General features: G+C 72.0%; 19 protein-coding genes. 8 read left to right on the top strand and 11 right to left on the bottom strand.

Annotated features, from left to right (window positions below):
* Positions 1-4: 4 nt before the first annotated feature.
* Positions 5-1,135, bottom strand: coding sequence for a methyltransferase (locus tag ACIHFB_RS03855; RefSeq protein WP_400125593.1), 1,131 nt, complete (start codon positions 1,133-1,135; stop codon positions 5-7).
* Positions 1,136-1,202: 67 nt separating this feature from the next.
* Between ACIHFB_RS03855 and ACIHFB_RS03850 the strand changes: the two genes are divergently transcribed.
* Together ACIHFB_RS03850 and ACIHFB_RS03845 are read left to right on the top strand one after the other, a co-directional pair.
* Complete coding sequence (locus ACIHFB_RS03850) at positions 1,203-1,844, top strand: alpha-ketoglutarate-dependent dioxygenase AlkB (protein ID WP_365269570.1); 642 nt, start codon at positions 1,203-1,205, stop codon at positions 1,842-1,844.
* Between the two features lie 36 nt (positions 1,845-1,880).
* Positions 1,881-3,125, top strand: coding sequence for an ROK family protein (locus ACIHFB_RS03845; protein WP_365269568.1), 1,245 nt, complete (start codon positions 1,881-1,883; stop codon positions 3,123-3,125).
* On the opposite strand, the gene ACIHFB_RS03840 is transcribed toward ACIHFB_RS03845, so the two are convergent.
* Positions 3,111-3,950 carry a helix-turn-helix transcriptional regulator gene (locus ACIHFB_RS03840; protein ID WP_365269566.1) on the bottom strand — a complete coding sequence of 280 codons (840 nt, stop codon included), beginning with the start codon at positions 3,948-3,950 and terminating at the stop codon, positions 3,111-3,113. The two genes, ACIHFB_RS03845 and ACIHFB_RS03840, sit on opposite strands and share 15 nt — an antisense overlap.
* 101 nt (positions 3,951-4,051) lie before the next feature.
* Between ACIHFB_RS03840 and ACIHFB_RS03835 the strand changes: the two genes are divergently transcribed.
* Positions 4,052-4,759 carry an SDR family oxidoreductase gene (locus tag ACIHFB_RS03835; RefSeq protein WP_365269563.1) on the top strand — a complete coding sequence of 236 codons (708 nt, stop codon included), beginning with the start codon at positions 4,052-4,054 and terminating at the stop codon, positions 4,757-4,759.
* 4 nt (positions 4,760-4,763) lie between these two features.
* On the opposite strand, the gene ilvY is transcribed toward ACIHFB_RS03835, so the two are convergent.
* Positions 4,764-5,621: an HTH-type transcriptional activator IlvY gene (gene ilvY / locus ACIHFB_RS03830; protein ID WP_365269561.1), complete on the bottom strand. Its 858-nt coding sequence runs from the start codon at positions 5,619-5,621 to the stop codon at positions 4,764-4,766.
* Positions 5,622-5,709: 88 nt separating this feature from the next.
* Here ilvY and ACIHFB_RS03825 point away from each other — a divergent pair, with 88 nt between their 5' ends.
* Entirely contained in the window at positions 5,710-7,179 is a 1,470-nt protein-coding gene (locus ACIHFB_RS03825) for a ketol-acid reductoisomerase (RefSeq protein ID WP_365269559.1), read from the top strand.
* Here ACIHFB_RS03825 and ACIHFB_RS03820 read toward each other — a convergent pair.
* From ACIHFB_RS03820 to ACIHFB_RS03800, 5 genes are read right to left on the bottom strand one after another with little or no spacing between them, the layout of a single operon-like run.
* On the bottom strand, positions 7,176-7,565 hold the full coding sequence (locus ACIHFB_RS03820; RefSeq protein ID WP_400125082.1) for a tautomerase family protein: 390 nt from the start codon (positions 7,563-7,565) through the stop codon (positions 7,176-7,178). The genes ACIHFB_RS03825 and ACIHFB_RS03820 overlap by 4 nt on opposite strands.
* Position 7,566: 1 nt before the next feature.
* Positions 7,567-8,487 (bottom strand): phosphotriesterase, encoded by a 921-nt coding sequence (locus ACIHFB_RS03815; RefSeq protein WP_400125081.1) that lies wholly within the window; start codon positions 8,485-8,487, stop codon positions 7,567-7,569.
* On the bottom strand, positions 8,484-9,068 hold the full coding sequence (locus ACIHFB_RS03810; protein ID WP_400125080.1) for a DUF4865 family protein: 585 nt from the start codon (positions 9,066-9,068) through the stop codon (positions 8,484-8,486). Before ACIHFB_RS03810 ends, ACIHFB_RS03815 begins: the two co-directional genes overlap by 4 nt.
* A 13-nt stretch (positions 9,069-9,081) precedes the next feature.
* On the bottom strand, positions 9,082-9,471 hold the full coding sequence (locus tag ACIHFB_RS03805) for a cupin domain-containing protein (RefSeq protein WP_400125079.1): 390 nt from the start codon (positions 9,469-9,471) through the stop codon (positions 9,082-9,084).
* A gap of 14 nt (positions 9,472-9,485) precedes the next feature.
* On the bottom strand, positions 9,486-10,058 hold the full coding sequence (locus ACIHFB_RS03800) for a TetR/AcrR family transcriptional regulator (RefSeq protein ID WP_400125078.1): 573 nt from the start codon (positions 10,056-10,058) through the stop codon (positions 9,486-9,488).
* A gap of 163 nt (positions 10,059-10,221) precedes the next feature.
* Between ACIHFB_RS03800 and ACIHFB_RS03795 the strand changes: the two genes are divergently transcribed.
* The 3 genes from ACIHFB_RS03795 to ACIHFB_RS03785 are packed head-to-tail and all read left to right on the top strand — an operon-like array spanning position 10,222 to position 13,816.
* Complete coding sequence (locus ACIHFB_RS03795; protein ID WP_365269546.1) at positions 10,222-10,512, top strand: SHOCT domain-containing protein; 291 nt, start codon at positions 10,222-10,224, stop codon at positions 10,510-10,512.
* Positions 10,509-11,258 (top strand): ABC transporter ATP-binding protein, encoded by a 750-nt coding sequence (locus ACIHFB_RS03790; RefSeq protein WP_400125077.1) that lies wholly within the window; start codon positions 10,509-10,511, stop codon positions 11,256-11,258. Before ACIHFB_RS03795 ends, ACIHFB_RS03790 begins: the two co-directional genes overlap by 4 nt.
* Entirely contained in the window at positions 11,255-13,816 is a 2,562-nt protein-coding gene (locus tag ACIHFB_RS03785; RefSeq protein ID WP_400125076.1) for an ABC transporter permease, read from the top strand. The genes ACIHFB_RS03790 and ACIHFB_RS03785 overlap by 4 nt, the downstream gene beginning before the upstream one ends.
* Before the next feature lie 69 nt (positions 13,817-13,885).
* On the opposite strand, the gene ACIHFB_RS03780 is transcribed toward ACIHFB_RS03785, so the two are convergent.
* Positions 13,886-14,425: an ATP-binding protein gene (locus tag ACIHFB_RS03780; protein WP_365269537.1), complete on the bottom strand. Its 540-nt coding sequence runs from the start codon at positions 14,423-14,425 to the stop codon at positions 13,886-13,888.
* Between the two features lie 206 nt (positions 14,426-14,631).
* Complete coding sequence (locus tag ACIHFB_RS03775) at positions 14,632-14,955, bottom strand: hypothetical protein (RefSeq protein ID WP_365269534.1); 324 nt, start codon at positions 14,953-14,955, stop codon at positions 14,632-14,634.
* Positions 14,956-15,323: 368 nt separating this feature from the next.
* Here ACIHFB_RS03775 and ACIHFB_RS03770 point away from each other — a divergent pair, with 368 nt between their 5' ends.
* The gene (locus tag ACIHFB_RS03770) at positions 15,324-16,448 is read left to right on the top strand and encodes a PLP-dependent cysteine synthase family protein (RefSeq protein ID WP_400125075.1); all 1,125 of its coding nucleotides are present in this window, start codon (positions 15,324-15,326) and stop codon (positions 16,446-16,448) included.
* 1 nt (position 16,449) lies between these two features.
* Here the strand turns inward: ACIHFB_RS03770 and ACIHFB_RS03765 are convergent, their stop codons facing one another.
* Positions 16,450-16,923, bottom strand: a complete 474-nt coding sequence (locus ACIHFB_RS03765) for an SRPBCC family protein (protein ID WP_400125074.1) — start codon at positions 16,921-16,923, stop codon at positions 16,450-16,452.
* Between the last annotated feature and the right edge of the window lie 59 nt (positions 16,924-16,982).

Here is a 16,982-nt window from a genome sequence, read left to right as displayed (position 1 = left end):
TCGGCTATTGCTTGACGGCCTTCAGTACGACGAACTTCGCGTCGCTCGCGACGAGTTCACTGTTCCCGAACAGCCGCCGCAGCTTCACGTGGTAGCCCAGATGCCGATTGCCGATCACCCACAGCTCACCGCCGGGCCGCAGCGCGCCCAGCGCCCCGCTGAACATCCTCCACGCCGTCGCGTCCGTCGTCGCCTGGTGGGAGTGGAACGGCGGATTGTTGAGCACCAGGTCGACACTGCCGGCCGGCACCCCTGCCAGCCCGTCCCCGACCCGGAACTCGGCGTGCCCGGGCACGCCGTTCGCCTTGTACGTCGCCTCCGCCGAGGCCACGGCCTGGAACGACTCGTCCGTGAACAGCACCTCGGCCTCGGGATCGGCCAACGCCATCGCCGTACCGACGACGCCGTTGCCGCAGCCGAGGTCGACGACGCGGGTGCCGCCGCCGCTGCTCGGCAGATGCTTCAGGAAGAAGCGGGTGCCGACGTCGAGCCGGTCGGCGCAGAACACGCCCGCGTGATTGACGACGGTGCCTCCGGAGGCCGCGCCGATGCCGTCGGGGAGCGTGTAGCTGTACGGCCAGGGGCTGGCGGGCGTCTCCTGGGCCCGGGGCGTGCAGAAGATGAGGCGGGCCTTCTTCTCGGCGAGCGAGGTGCGGGTAGGGCCGAGGATCCGCTCGAACAGCTTCAGCGTGGAGGTGTGGATCTCCTTCACCATGCCGGTGCCGACGACGACCGTGCCCTTGTGCACGGCGGGCGCCAGCCGCAGCAACTGGTCCTCCAGGAGCGCCAGGCTCTTCGGCACCCGGACGAGGAGGACGTCGACCCGGGCGGGCGGCGGATCCTGGGTGGTGAGCAGGGTGACGGTGCCCGTCTCGATGTCGTGGCGTGCGAGGTTCGCGCGCGTCGCCTCCTGGGTGAGGTACGAGTCGGTGATCTGCACCGGCCGGTGCGCCGCGAGCGCGGTGACCAGGGCGCCCCAGCGGTCGCCGAGGACCACGACCGTGCCGGACAGCGGGACCCCCTGCTCCGCGAGGTGCCGCAGAAGGTACTCGTCGGAGGCGTCCCAGGCGCGCAGCTGCTCGCGCGGGTCGTCGGGGAAGCGGATCGGCGCGAGCTCGCCCCAGGGCGTCGTCATACGGTCGTTCATCGTGCGACCAGGCTAGCCGAGCCGCAGGTGAAGGCCGGTCGGGCAGGATGGGGGCATGGACGCCGAGCTGTTCCCCAGGGGCCGTACGGAGGTCGCGCCGGGCGCGGTGCACGTGCCGGGCTGGCTGGATCAGGGGCGGCAGCGCGAGCTGCTGGAGGCCTGCCGGGCCTGGGCGCGCCCGCCCGCCGGGCTGCGCACCGTCCGCACACCCGGCGGCGGCAAGATGACCGCCCGGCAGGTCTGCCTCGGCTGGCACTGGTATCCGTACGCCTACGCCCGCACCGTCGTCGACGGCGACGGCGCGCCCGTGAAGCCGTTCCCGGACTGGCTGGGGGAGCTGGGCCGGAGCGCGGTGAGCGACGCCCTCGGCAAGCAGCCGCCGCCGTACGACATCGCACTGATCAACTTCTATGACGCCGACGCCCGTATGGGCATGCACCGCGACAGCGACGAGAAGTCGGACGCGCCCGTGGTGTCGCTGAGCCTCGGGGACACGTGCGTGTTCCGCTTCGGCAACACCGGGACCAGGGCCCGGCCCTACACGGACGTGGAGCTGCGCAGCGGCGATCTGTTCGTGTTCGGCGGACCGTCCCGGCTCGCCTACCACGGGGTGCCGCGGGTGCACCCGGGCACCGCGCCGCCCGAGTTGGGGCTGACCGGGCGGCTGAACGTCACGCTCAGAGTCAGCGGCCTGTAGCCCTCCGTACCGGCGGATCATGGGAGACTCGCCCTCATGAGCGGGAAGGCGGACCCCCGGACGGCGGGGGAAGGAACCACCTCGAGGACACGGTTGGACCGGGGGCGCGGTGCGCTCGGGCCCGCACTGGAACTCGTGCACACCGGGCGGGCGCCGACCCGGGCCGTGCTCACCGCCGAGCTGGGGGTGACTCGGGCGACGGCGGGCGCGGTGGCCGCGGAGCTGGAGGCGCTCGGGCTGATCCGGGTGGACGCCCGCCCCGGCGCGGCGGCCGGTTCGCAGGGGCGGCCCTCGCACCGGCTGTCGGTCGCCGAGGACGGGCCGGTCGTCCTCGCCGCACAGGTGCACGCCGACGGGTTCCGGGCGGCGCTGGTCGGTCTCGGCGGCCGGATCGTCGCCACCGCGCCGGGCTGCGAGACCGTCGACGCCGACCCCGCGAAGGTCCTCGGGTCCGTGGTGGAGGCGGGCGCCGACCTGCTGGGCACGACCGGGCGGCGCTGCGTGGGCGCCGGGCTCGCCGTGCCGTCCGCGGTCGCCGAGCCCGACGGTCTGGCCCTGAACCCGCTGCACCTGGCCTGGCCCGTGGGTGCGCCCGTCCGCCGGATCTTCGCGGAGTGCGTGCGCGCGGCCGGGATCACCGGACCGGCGTTCGCGGGCAACGACGTCAACCTCGCTGCGCTCGCCGAACACCGGCACGGCGCGGGACGCGGCGCCCGGGACCTGCTGTGCGTGGCCACCGGGCACCGGGGTGTGGGCGGCGCGCTGGTCCTCGACGGGCGCCTGCACACCGGCAGTTCGGGCCTGGCCCTGGAGGTCGGCCACCTCACCGTCAACCCGGAGGGCCGCCCCTGCCACTGCGGCAGCCGCGGCTGTCTCGACGTGGAGGCCGATCCGCTGGCGCTGCTCACCGCGGCGGGGCGCGACCCGGGTCCCGAGGTGTCGCTGTTGCAGCAGGCGATCGACCTGATCCGGCTGCACTACGCCGACCCGACCGTCCGCAGGGCCACCGAGGCGCTGATCGACCGGCTCGGTCTCGGCCTCGCGGGCCTGGTGAACATCCTCAACCCGGACCGCATCATCCTCGGCGGACTGCACCGCACGCTGCTCGACGCGGACCCGGGGCGGCTGCGTGCCGTCGTCGCCGACCGCAGTCTGTGGGGGCAGAGCGGCGGTGTGCCGATCCTCGCGTGCACGCTCGACCACAACAGCCTGGTGGGTGCGGCGGAGCTGGCCTGGCAGCCGGTGCTGGACGATCCGCTGGGGGCGCTAGTCCACGAGTGACTGGGTGCCGACGACGCCGAGCAGGGCGAGGCGTTCGGCGTCCTCCGTGCCCGGCTCGGCCGTGAAGACCATGATGCGCAGGTCGCTGCCCGCGACGCTCAGCACATCGCAGTCCAGCGTCACCGCCCCCACCTGCGGATGGTGGACGGTCTTGCGGGCGGCCGTGTGCCGGCCCACCGCACCCGCGTCCCACATCTCGGCGAACCGTGGGCTCTTGGCCCGCAACTCCGAGATCAGGCCGCGCAGTTGGGCGTCGGCCGGATAACGTGCGGCGGTCTCGCGCAGGTCGGCCACCAGCGCCGCCTGGAAGACCCGCTTCTCCTCGGGCGTCTGCCGGATCCTGCTGTCGTCGCCCAGGAAATGGCGCCACACGCCGTTGCGTTCATAGCCGCGCCAGCCCGACGGGTCGCCCTTGAGCGCCGCATACAGCGGATTGGCCAGCAGCAGCGTCCAGGCCGCGTCGGAGACGGAGACAGCGGCGCCCGTCATCCGGTCCAGGAGCCGCTGCACGCTCGGGGTGATGTATCCGGGCACCGTGTCGGGTCCCGGCGGCACGAGCCCGGCGGTCCGGAAGAGGAACGAGCGCTCCTCCCCGGAGAGGCGCAGCGCCCGGGCCAGGGCTTCGACGACCTGCGTCGACGGGTTGACCGCCCGGCCCTGTTCGAGGCGGGTGACGTAGTCGACGGAGATGCCGGCGAGCATGGCCAGCTCCTCGCGGCGCAGCCCGGCCGCGCGCCGCTGCCCACCCACGGGCAACCCGGCGGCCTCCGGTCGGACGCGATCCCGCCAGCGCCGCAGCGCCTGCCCGAAGTCCGTCGACGTCATGCCCCCAGTGAACACCGACGGACACGCATGTGCCTGGTACTGGGAGTCCCAGGAAGACGGGACTCCTGGCTGTCCGCGCCGCCGCGAGGGACCGTGGAGTCATGACAGCAACACTGATCACCGGAGCGAACAAGGGTCTCGGCTTCGAGACCGCCCGCCGCCTCGTCGCCGCGGGCCACACCGTCTACGTCGGCAGCCGCGACCCCGAACGGGGCCGGCGGGCCGCCGACGAGCTGGGCGCCCGGCTGGTTGTCCTCGACGTCACCGACGACGCCTCCGTCGCCGCCGCGGTGAAGACCGTCGAGGCCGACGGAGGGCTGGACGTCCTCGTCAACAACGCCGGGGTCGAGGCGCGCGGCGAGGGCAACCGTGTCATCGGCGCGGCCGAGGTGACCGCCGACTTGATGCGCCACACGTTCGATACGAACGTCTTCGGCATCGTCCGCGTCACCCACGCCTTCCTGCCGCTCCTCCAGCGCTCCGCCGCACCGGTCGTGGTCAACGTCAGCAGCGGACTGGCCTCCCTGTCCCGCGTCGCCGAAGAGGGCACACCGGCGCACGCCTACCCCGGCGTCGCCTACCCGGCGTCGAAGGCAGCGGTCAACATGCTCACCGTCCAGTACGCAAAGGCGTTCCCCGGCATGCGGATCAACGCGGTCGAACCCGGCTACACCGCGACCGACCTCAACGGACACACCGGTACCCAGACCGTCGAGCAGGGCGCCGAGATCATCGTCCGCATGGCACAGGTCGCCCCGGACGGCCCGACCGGCGGCTACTTCGACGCGGAAGGTCCGATTCCCTGGTGAGCCCTCAAGCTGCCTGACCCGTCAGGCTCCACAGGGCAGCCACCAACGGCCGCCGCAGATCCGCCCGCCGTACGCACAACCCGATGGGGAACGGCTCCGGCGGCGGATCGGCGGGGAGCACCGAGAGCCGCTCGCGCACCGCACTGTGCTCCAGTACGAGACGGGGGACCACGCCCGTGCCGCAGCCCAGGGCGACCAGCGTCAACAGTCCCTCGTGGCCGTCCGGCTCGCAGGCCACGTCGGGGGTCGTACCGCGGACGCGGAACCAGCGGTCGGCCGCCTCGCGGACCAGACCACGGTGGGGGAGGACGAAAGGCCCGTCGAGCCCCGGGTCCGGGCGCTCCCGTGCGGTGACCAGGACCAGCTCGGTCACCGCGACCGTCCGGCTCACCAGCGGCTCCGGCAGCCTGGCCGGAATCCCCGCGACGGCCACATCGACCTCGCCCTCGTCGAGGCGGGCCGGCGCGGCCGCCGCGTCACCGGTGCGCAGATCGAGCCGCACCTGGGGGTGGGCGGCGCGGAACGGCGCCAGCAGGTCGGGCAGCAGCGCCTGGCAGGCGGTCACCGTGGCGAACACGGCCAGACGGCCGGTCAGTTCGGCCGGGTCGGGGTGCTCCACCCGATAGGAGCGCCACAACTCCAGTGCCTGGACGGCGTATTCGCGGAACCGATGCCCCTCCGCCGTCAGCGACACCCCGCGCGGCCCCCGGTCGAAGAGACGGTGCCCGAGTTCCGCCTCCAGCCGCTGCACGGTCCGCGTCAGCGTCGCCGGGCTGACATGACAGTCCAGGCTCGTCCGGCCGAAGTTCAGCGTCTGTACCAGATGCAGGAAGAGACGCAGCTCCCGATGATCGTCACGCACGCCGTCACCTGGCCCTTTCACTTCCCGCAACACCGCGCTCCACAAGTTGCGCTTGCCGCAATTCCCGGCGGGAGCCTACAACTCCACCATGACCTCGACCACGTACACCTCCCGCGTCTTCCCGCTCGAAACGATGGGTGTCCCCGGCGGCACGGAGACCATCCTGCGCGGCGGCCGGCACCTGTTCCCGTTGCTGCCGAAGGCCCTCGCGGGCGTGCGCCGCATCGGCGTCGTCGGCTGGGGCCCGCAGGGCCGCGCCCAGGCCCTCAACCTGAGGGACTCGCTGGCCGGCACGGACATCCGGGTCGCCGTCGGCCTGCGCCCCGGCTCCCGTTCGGCCGCCGACGCCCGCGCCCACGGCTTCACCGAGGACAACGGCACGCTCGGCGACTGGCTCGCGGTCGCGGCCGACAGCGATCTGGTGATCCTGCTGATCTCGGACGCCGCGCTGGCGGCCCACCATCCGCAGATCTTCAGCGCGCTGCGACCGGGCGCCGCGATCGGCCTCTCGCACGGCTTCCTGCTCGGCCACCTCCGTGAGACCGGCGGCGACTTCCCGCCCGGACACCCGGTGATCGCCGTCTGCCCCAAGGGCATGGGCGACTCCGTGCGGCGCCTGTACCAGCAGGGCGCGGAGATCAACGGCGCCGGGATCAACAGCAGCTTCGCCGTGCACGCCGACCCCGACGGGCGGGCCACCGACCTCGCGCTCGGCTGGTCGGTCGCGCTCGGCTCGCCGTACACCTTCCGCACCACTCTGGACAGCGAGTACCTCTCCGACATCGTCGGCGAACGCGCCATCCTGCTCGGCGCCGTGCACGGCATCGTCGAGAGCCTCCACACCCGCAGCCGCCTCGCCGGGGACGACGAGACGACGGCGTACGAACGGTCCTGCGAGAACGTCACCGGCCCCATCGCCCGCACCATCTCGCGCGCCGGGCTGCGTGCGGTGCGCGAGGGGCTCGACGCGGCGGGACGGGACGTCTTCGACCGTGCGTACTCGGCGACGTACCGGCCGGCCCGCGAGATCGTCGCGGAGATCTACGACGAAGTCGCCGACGGCACCGAGCTGCGCAGCGTGCTCCTGGCCGAACGGCGGCTCGGCGCCCGCCCGATGAGCGAGATCGGCGGCTCGCCGATGTGGGCGGCGGGGGAGCGGGTGCGCTCACGACGAGCCGAACGCGACCTGCCCGTGGACCCGTTCACCGCCGGCGTCTTCGTCGCCACCATGACCGCGCAGATCGACGAGTTCGCCGAGCGCGGCCATCCCTGGTCGGAGATCGTCAACGAGTCGGTCATCGAGGCCGTCGACTCGCTGCTGCCGTACATGCACGCCCGGGACGTGGCCCACATGGTCGACAACTGCTCCCGCACGGCCCGCCTCGGCGCCCGCCGCTGGGGGCCGCGCTTCCAGGCCGCCTACGAGCAGATCGCCTTCCCGGCCGCCGAACACCCGGCGGACACCGCCCTGTTGGCGGCCTTCGACACCCACCCCGTCCACGACGCCCTGGCCGCGGCGGCGAAGCTCCGGCCGTCCGTGGACATCGCCGTGGCCTAGTCCCCGTCGACGTACTGCGCCGCTCCATGTCCCAGCGACCAGTCGACCGACTCGTTCTCGGTCAGAGTCACGAACACGTTCCGCGGCTCGGTCCCCGCGTAGTCGTGGGCGAGTTCGGCGATCCGCCGGTACAGCGCCTGTTTCTGGGCGGGCGTGCGGCCGGCGCGCAGCGTGATCGCGACGAAGACGATGCCGTCGTCGCGGTGGACGTCGAGGTAGTCGTCGTAGCGCAGTGTGCTCGTGGTGCTGTCGTGACCGGTCAGGACCTGGAAGCGGTCGTCGGGCGGGATGCCGATGGTCTCCACGAGCGCGTCGTGCACGGCGCGGCCGAGTGCGTCGAGCCGGTCCGGGTCTGCGCTGAGGGCGTCGATGCGTACGAAGGGCATGTCAGCGGTCCTCCTTCGATGATGGCCGGGCGAAGGCGCGGGCCGGGTTGTCCGTCAGGATCCGGACCACCAGCTCGGCGCCCAGGGCGACTTCGAGCCGTGGACGCACCCGGCGCAGAAGGCAAGGCATGCCCGGGCCGCCGTTGACCGAGCGGGCCGCTGCGGTCGTCGTGTCACCGCCGATGAGGATACGGGCGCCGAAGCCGGCGTCGGCGAGAGCCCGTACGGCCTCCGGCATGCGCCAGTCCGTGGCGTGGTGGGCGCGTGACGGACCGTCGAAGGCGAGATAACAGCCGGTGGATGCGGCCTCGCGGTGCACGACCAGGTCGGGGGAGCGGTTGAGGTGACCGAGGATGACGCGCTCGGGCGATACACCCAACTCACCGCACAGCAAGTCGAGTACGTCGAGTGCACCCGTGCCCAGCTCCAGATGCACGGCGACGGCCGCTCCGGTCGCGCGGTGCGCCTCGGCAGCCGCGCTCATCGTCCACCGCGTATGCGCGTCCAGGGCGTGAAACCCGCCCGCGACCTTGATGAACCCGGCACGCACCCCCGACGTCCCGATGCCTTGGGTCAGTTCCGCGACGAACACGTCGGCGAGCGTGCCGCGCAGCCCGGCGAGTGTCGCGTCGTCGTAGTGCACAGCCTGGTGCAGCCCGGTCGCGGCGACGACATGCACCCCCGTCTCGCGCGACAGCAACGGCAGATCGGCGGCCCGCCGCCCCATGCCGTACGGCGTCCACTGCACCACGGCCGACCCGCCGGCCCCGCGGAACGCCTCCAGCTCGGCCCGGGCAGTCGAGGCGTCGTTCAACTCCTGGCCGGGCAGGTGCGGGCTGCGGAGAAACAGATGGTCGTGTGCGTCGACCACGCCCAGCTCCTCGGGGCGCACGTCCCCCAGAACCGTACGGACGGCCGTCACCACTGCCGACCCCGCGGCAGGTCGCCCCTTTCCGGCGACGACAGATGCAGGACCTCGTACACCTCGCCCTCGGCCTTCGGCGTGTCGTGCTCCCAGAGCGAGAAGTGGACGACCTCCCACGCGCGCGTGTCGACGACGGCCGCCGCCAGGACGGCGCCGTCCTCCCGGGCCAGCCGCTCGGTCTCGCGCACCGCGTCCGCCATGAACGCGGCCAACTCCACACCGTCCGGCACCGGTCGGCGCCGCCGCACAGCCGACGCCGCGGGGGAGTGGGCCGCACCGCCCTCCTCGTACGCGAGCCCCGTCCACTGGTGGACCCGCGGCCGCCCGAAGTCGTCGACGGGCCCCTGGAAGGCGCCGCCCCACAGGAAGCTGTTCATGCCCCGCAGGGTGTTCCAGAGGTAGAACGGCCCGTACTGGTTGACCGGCGAGCCGTGCACCCCGCGCTCGCGCAGCAGGTACGTCTTGATGCCGAGGCCGTCCCAGTCGTCCAGCAGATGCCCTACGCGGGCGACGCGGGAGCGGACGATGCCCATGTCGTAGTCGGCGGGCAGGGTGAACTCGTACTGCATGGCATGCATGCCAAGTCCCTTCTCAGGCCGGGTAGTCGGTCACGTGCGCGTCCCAGTCGGCGGTGGTGCCGTCGGCTGCGGCCTCGACGACCGCGAGATGCGTCATGAAGGCGCGCGGCCCGGCGCCGTGCCAGTGCCACTCACCCGGCTCGATCCACACGGTGTCGCCCGCCCGGATCGACTCGACGTCACCGCCTCTGCGCTGCACCAGCCCTTCGCCCTCCTGGACATGCAGCACTTGACCGTGCGGATGCCGGTGCCACGCGGTATGTGCGCCCGGCGCGAAGTGGACGTTGAACATGCGCAGTCGGGACGGAGCGGCGGGCGCGGCGATCTCGTCGATCCACACCGTCCCTGCGAAGTTCTCCGCCGGGCCCTGCCGGGTGTCGGGCCGAGTCCTCGTGATGTGCATGTGTCTCCGGTCTCCTATCGAGGGGCGAGCAGGGAGAGCAGTCCGCGGACACCGGTGTCGAAGGCGGCGGGGGAGGCGGAGGCGCGGGCGAGGACGTAGCCGCCCTGGACGGTCGCCACGATGACCGCCGCGATCTCCTCGCCGTCCAGGGAGGGCGCGAACTGGCCCTGTTCCTGGCCCTCTTCGACGATCCCTGCGATCCGTTCGCGGAGCCAGTCGAGCGTGTCGTCCACGGGGGCGCGCAGCTCGGGGCTGGACACGACGTCCGGGTCCATCGTCAGCCGTCCGACCGGGCAGCCGCGCAGCACATCTCGCTCGCGCCGCAAGTACGCCTCGATGCGCTCGTACGGAGTGCCCGGCCCGCCGAGTACTCCCTCGGCGGTAGCCCGCATCTCCTCGGCCGTGCGCCTGATCGCGGCCAGGGCGAGGTCGGGCTTCCCCTTGAAGTGGTGGTACATGCTGCCCTGTCCGGCGCCCGAGCGCTCCAGGATGGCCTTGGGGCTGGTGCCCACGTAACCGCGCTCCCACAGCAGCTCACGGGTGGACTCGATCAGTCGCTCCGGGGTGCTCATGCGATCACTGTACATACTAGTAGTTACAGAAGTCGAGGCGCGCGCGGAGCAGCACAGGACAGCCTTCGTACTCCCCGGGAGGTACACGCACTGCCGCTGGCCGTACGACGACCCGCACCCCTCCCCGGAGCCAGTCTCGAAGCATCACCGGAAGACCCCTCTAGGGAGATGAACCGAGATGCAGACCCTGGCGAACTGGGACGGCGGGCCCGGCCCGTGGATCCTGTTCTTCCCGCTGATCTGGGCGGCCGTCGTCGTCGGCGCCGTCACGCTGCTGCGCCGCACCGTCTGGCGCGGCCGCCGCGGACCGTGGCGCCCCATGGACGACCACCGGCCGTCCGGCGACTCGCCGATCGCCATGCTCGGCCGGCGCTTCGCCTCCGGCGAGATCGACGAGGACGAGTACTGGCGCCGGCTGTCCGTCCTCGACGAGCAGTTCGGCCGCACGGGCAAGGACGGTGCGGCATGACGGTCACGACCGAGGTGCGCACCGCCGCACGTGTCGTCGACGCAGTGAAGGTGTACGGCGGTGGCGACACCGCCGTACGCGCCCTCGACGGCGTGAGCGTCGACTTTCCGGCCGGTCGCTTCACCGCGATCATGGGGCCCTCGGGCTCCGGCAAGTCCACCCTGATGCACTGCGCGGCCGGCCTCGACACCCTCACCTCGGGTGCCGCCTACATCGGCGACACCGAGCTGGGCTCCCTCGACGACCGCCGCCTCACGCTCCTGCGCCGCGACCGCGTGGGCTTCGTGTTCCAGGCGTTCAACCTGGTGCCGACGCTGACCGTCGCCGAGAACATCATGCTGCCGCTGGACCTTGCGGGCACCAAGGGCGACCCGGAGTGGACCGACGCGCTGATCGACGTGGTCGGCCTGCGCGACCGGCTCCACCACCGGCCCTCCGAACTCTCCGGCGGCCAGCAGCAACGCGTCGCCGTGGCCCGGGCGTTCGCCGGACAGCCGGACGTGGTCTTCGCCGACGAGCCGACCGGCAACCTCGACTCCCGCTCCGGCGAGGAGGTCCTGGGCCTGCTCGGCCGCGCCGTCCGCCACACGGGCCGCACGGTCGTCATGGTCACCCACGACCCGGCCGCCGCCGCCCACGCGGACGAGGTCGTCTTCCTCGCGGACGGCCGGCTGGTCGACCGTATGGAAGCCCCGATCGCCGACAAGATCCTTGACCGCTTGAAAGCCTTCGAGGTGCCCTCATGAACGCCTCAGTACGCCTGAGCGTGTCCTCCCTGCGCGCACACAAGCGCCGCTTCGCCGGTACGTTCTTCGCGGTGTTCCTCGGCGTTGCCTTCCTGGCCGGGACGCTCGTCATGGGCGACACGCTGCGCGCCAGCTTCGACACCATGTTCGGCAACGCCACCAGCGGCACCGACGCCGTGGTCCGCAGCGCCGACGCCATCACCACGCCCGGTGAGAGCGAGGGCGTGCGGGAGCCGGTCGCCGCGGACCTGGCGGACACCGTCGAGCAGGTGCCGGGCGTGGCGGCCGCGGCACCAGACATCCAGGGCGCCGGCCAGCTCGTCGGCAAGGACGGCGACCCCATCGGGGGCCAGGGCCCGCCCACCCTCGCCGGGAACTGGATCACCGACCCGGAGCTCAACTCGTACCAACTCGCCGAAGGCCGTGCCCCGAAGAAGTCCGGAGAGGTCGTCGTCAACCGCGGCGCCGCGGAACAGGGCGACCTGAAGATCGGCGACACGACGGTCCTGCGGACGCCCGACCCCGTGCAGGTGAAGATCGTCGGCCTCGCGACCTTCGGCGGCGAGGACGGCATGGCGCAGGTGACGTACACCGGGATGACGCGCGCCGACGCCGAGAAGTACCTCACGGCCCGCCCCGGTGAGGCGTCGAGCATTCTCGTGCGGGCCGGTCCCGGCGTCAGCGAGCAGGACCTGGTCGACCGGCTGACTCCCGCACTGCCCAAGGGGGTTGAGGCCATCACCGGACAGGAGTCGGCCGAGGAGAACACGGAGATGATCTCCAGCCAGTTCCTGGCCGTATTCACCACCCTTCTGCTGGTGTTCTCCGGCATCGCCCTGCTGGTCGCGACCTTCTCCATCCACAACACCTTCGCGATCGTCGTCGCCCAACGCACCCGGGAGAACGCCCTGTTGCGTGCGCTCGGTGCGTCCCGCCGGCAGGTGACCGCATCGACCCTGGTCGAGGCGAGCGTTGTGGCCCTGACCGCGTCGGTGGCCGGTCTGGCAGGCGGGATCGGCATCGCCGCGGGGCTCCAGTTGCTGTTCCCGGCGATCGGGTTCCCGTTCCCCGAGGGCGACTTGGTCATCAAGGCACTGTCGATGGCGCTGCCGCTGGCGGTCGGCGTCGTGGTCTGTCTCGGCTCCGCCGTGCTGCCCGCCGTACGCGCGGGAAGCACCGCACCCCTGGCCGCGCTGCGCGAGACCGCAGTCGACCAGTCGGGCGCCTCCCGCCCGCGCGCCGTCCTCGGCTCGGGCCTGGCCGCCCTGGCCGTCGCGGTGACGCTCACCGGCGTGCTCGTGTCCCCGTCCATCTGGCTGGCCGGCACCGGCGCCGTCCTGGCCCTGGTCTCCTTCGTGGTCCTCGGCCCGGTCGCCTCCTCGACGGCCGTACGGATCCTCGGCGTTCCGCTCGACCGGCTGCGCGGCGTCACCGGCGGGCTCGCCCGGCGCAACGCCCTGCGCAGCCCGAAGCGGACGGCCGCCACCGCGAGCGCCCTGATGATCGGCGTGGCCGTGGTCTCGCTGTTCACCGTGTTCGGGGCCTCGCTGAAGGCGACCATGGACCAGACCGTGTCGCGGTCCTTCGCGGGCGACGTCGCCGTGAGCACCCCGTCGTTCGGGGCGGGCGGCAGCGGACTGAGCCCCCGGCTCGCCGGAGCCGTCCAGGACCTCCCCGAGGTCGACACGGCCGTAGGACTCGGCCGAGGCGTGGCCGAAGTCGACGGCAAGGGGCGAGCGTTGACCGTCACCGACCCGGTCGCCCTGGAGCGCACCTTCGACCTCGGCAACGTGCAGGGCTCCCTGCGTGACCTCGGCACCGACGGCATCGCCATCACCAGGAGCGAGGCCGACAAGCAGAACCTCAAGACCGGCGACACCGCCCGACTCGTCTTCACCGACGGCGAGAAGGAGACGTTCACCGTCCGAGCGGTCTACGGCCGGTCGGAGCTCGCGGGCGACTACGTCATCACCCGCGCCGCCTGGGCCCCGCACCGCACCCAGGACTCCGACACCCTCACCGCAGTCTCCTTCAAGGACGGCGTGAGCGCGGACGCGGGCAAGGCCGCGGTGGAGAAGGTGGCCGACCAGTACGGCAGCCCGGAGGTGCAGACCCGCGACGACTACGCCCAGTCCGCGGCCGGCGGCATCGACATGATGCTGACGCTCGTCTACGCGCTGCTCGCCCTCGCGGTCCTCATCGCCCTCCTCGGCATCGCCAACACGCTGACCCTGGCGATCCACGAGCGCACCCGCGAACTGGGCCTGCTCCGGGCCGTCGGCCAGACCCGTTCCCAGTTGCGGGCCATGGTCCGCTGGGAGTCGGTCCTGGTCGCCGCGTTCGGCACGGTGGGCGGCCTCGGCCTCGGCGCCTTCCTCGGCTGGGTACTGGTGAAGGCCTCCGACGGTGCGAGCGACAGTGCCTTCGCCTTCGCGATGCCGCCGCTGCAACTGGCGGTGGTGGCCCTGGTCGGACTGGCGGCCGGAGCCCTGGCGGGCCTGCGTCCGGCAAGGCGCGCGGCTCGGCTGGACGTCCTGCGGGCGATAGCGACCGAATGACGGCGAGTGCTCACCATCGCCCACTGTGCCGACGCGTCGGCACGTAACGAAGGAACCCTCACCGCCCGGTCAGCCGGCAACGGCCGACCGGGCGGGAGCATGTCCGGACCGATGGGCGTCGACCGTGCGCTCGACCTCCGCGAACACGGGCACGGGCGTGGTGCTCTCCGCGCGGCGACGCGGGGGGCACGCGGCGGCCGCGGAACGCGCGGCCGCGGGAGTGGGCAGCGTGAACCACACGACCTTGCCTGACTCCCCGTCCGGTCGCACTCCCCAGCTCTCGCTGACCGCGGCCACCATCGCCAGACCTCGCCCACAGGTCGCGAGCGCATCGGCGTCGTTGACCACAGGGAGACGCGGGTCGTGGTCGCGCACCGAGACCATGAGCCGGTCGAGGAGCAGTTCTATCTCCACGGTGCACATCTTGTCGGGCTGCGCGTGCTGGTGGACGTTGGTCAACAACTCCGTCACACCGAGCGCGGCCCGGTCGATGAGAGTGTCCAAGTGCCAGTACCGCAACTGTGCCGATACGATTCTGCGGACCTGTCCGATCCGCGACGGCAGGGCTTGGAGCTCCACCGTGCAGTGTCTGCTTGGGTGACTGATCACGGCTGCGACTCCCCGACGTGAGGTGGGAAGAACACGAACGTACGGATCCAGCAGGATGCGTGCGTGAAGCGGCCGCCTGCTGTCGTGGCCGGCGGGCTGGTTCGCAGCGTTATCGCCGGTAAACCCAGAGTGACGTGAGACCAGCGTGACGCAAGGGGTGCAGTACCGCAACTCGCGGTGGTTCGGCCGACGTGCCGTGCAACGGCTCAGCGATTACGTCCCGCGGCCCGGTGTACCGCCTCGATGAACCGGCGCGCCGCGGGCGGGCCCGGCTCGCCCGGTGCGGGGTCGTGGTCGCCCAGGGTCAGCAGGTACCGCTTGCCGTTGAGGTCCGCCAGTGCCCGGTCCTCGGGCGCGAACCAGGGCCGGGACGCGCGCACCGCCTGTACCGGCGCGCTGTCGATCTCGCTGCCGTAACTGGTGAGCAACTCAAGCCTGCCGCCACTGATCCGGACCTGTCCGGCCCGGGTGAGCGAGCGCAGCCGCTTCCCGATCCGCACTCCGTCTGCCTTGAACTCCGGCTCCGCCATTCCGCCCCGCCCCCTCGTGCGTATCGGTGTGCCGGCCATGACCCTCCGTGGGCCGTGGACCGGCTCCTGTCGTGATCCAGTGTGCGTCCCCATGCAGGGTCCGTGTCCCCTTCCGGACCGGCGCCCCGACCGGGCCCCTGTCCGTCCGGTGCAGTCTGCCCGCAGCCGACGTCCAGCACCAGTACGCACGTCACGCTCGGCCTGGGCGTGCGGAGCACTCGCGCGAATGCGCCCCCAGGCTGCCTCCAGGGTGGCCTTTGGGGTGCTCAAAGGTACGTTTATGCAGGTGAGGAGCGTGCGGAAGGTGTTTATGATCGGTACTACGGCCGCGCGAACCGTCGTGGACGACAGCCGTGAGGAGCACCGCCGTGAGCACTGCCGAGCAGACCCCGACCGGCGTGACCCTCGATGTCGACCACAGTGACGCCGCGTACCGCCGCTGGCTCAAAGAAGCCGTCCGCAAGGTCCAGGCCGACGCCAACCGTTCGGCCGACACGCACCTGCTCCGCTTCCCGCTGCCGGAGAAGTGGGGCATCGACCTGTACCTCAAGGACGAGTCCACCCACCCGACCGGCAGCCTCAAACACCGGCTCGCCCGCTCGCTGTTCCTGTACGGCCTGTGCAATGGCTGGATCCGGCCGGGCCGCCCGGTGATCGAGGCGTCCAGCGGCTCCACGGCCGTCTCCGAGGCGTACTTCGCGGGGCTCATCGGCGTGCCCTTCATCGCCGTCATGCCGCGCACGACGAGCGCCGAGAAGTGCCGCCTCATCGAGTTCCACGGCGGGCAGTGCCACTTCGTGGACGACTCGCGCAAGATGTACGAGGAGTCGGCCCGCCTCGCGGTGGAGACCGGCGGCCACTACATGGACCAGTTCACCTACGCCGAACGGGCCACGGACTGGCGCGGAAACAACAACATCGCCGAATCGATCTTCCGTCAGCTTCAGCTGGAGCGGTTCCCGGAGCCCGCGTGGATCGTCGCCACGGCCGGCACCGGCGGCACCTCCGCGACCCTCGCGCGCTATGTGCACTACATGCAGTACGACACGCGCATCTGTGTCGCCGACCCGGAGAACTCATGCTTCTTCGAGGGCTGGACCACCGGCGATCCGGACGTCACCTGCGACTGCGGCTCGCGTATCGAGGGCATCGGCCGGCCGCGCATGGAGCCGAGCTTCGTGACCGGTGCCATCGACCGGATGATGAAGGTGCCCGACGCGGCGAGCGTGGCGGCCGTCCGCGCCCTGGCGCAGGCCATCGGCCGCAGAGCGGGCGGCTCGACCGGCACCGGGCTGTGGAGCGCGCTGAAGATCGTCGCCGAGATGGTGGCCGAGGGGCGGCAGGGGAGCGTGGTTACCTTGCTGTGCGACCCGGGTGACCGCTATCTCGACAAGTACTACTCGGACGCGTGGCTGGCCGAGCAGGGCCTGGACATCGCGCCGTACACGGCGGCGATCGACTCGCTGCTGGAGACGGGGATCTGGCCGTCCTGAGTCAGCGCGCCGCCAGCCGCCGGTCCAGCGCGGTGACCGCGTCCCGGAACGCCCGGCCCAGTCCCGTCCGGGCCAGTTTCAGCACCATGCGGAACGGCGGCGTGCCGTCGGCGGCGAACGTCCACTGCACGCGGGTGCCCGTCCCGGCCGGCGTCAGCCGCCACTCCTCGACCAGCGCACGTGCCCCGGGCGCGTTGCCCTCGTCGACGCGGTAGGCGTACACCTCGGGGCCCTTCGCGGCGAGGATCGTCTCCTGGAAGCGTGTGCCGCCCTTGAGCCGGATCTCACGCCCGGCGCCGTCGTTGGTGGGCCGGGCCAGCGTCACCGCCGAGAACCACTCCGCCCAGCCCGGCACATCCTCGGCGAGCGCGGAGAAGACCGCCTCGGGCGGTGCGGAGATCTCCCGCGCGAAGACGAGACGTACGGGCGCTGAGCCGATGAAGTCGAGCCCCACCGGGCGCAGACGGTGAGCCATGGACGACAACCTTCATCAGAGAGGCGGGCGTTGACCGGGCAGCCTCACCATAGCTGACG

The organism is Streptomyces sp. NPDC051963 (assembly GCF_044593495.1).
Taxonomy (GTDB): Bacteria; Actinomycetota; Actinomycetes; order Streptomycetales; family Streptomycetaceae; genus Streptomyces.
The sequence above is the reverse complement of the archived record's forward strand: the minus strand, read 5'-3'. Positions and strand labels throughout refer to the sequence as shown.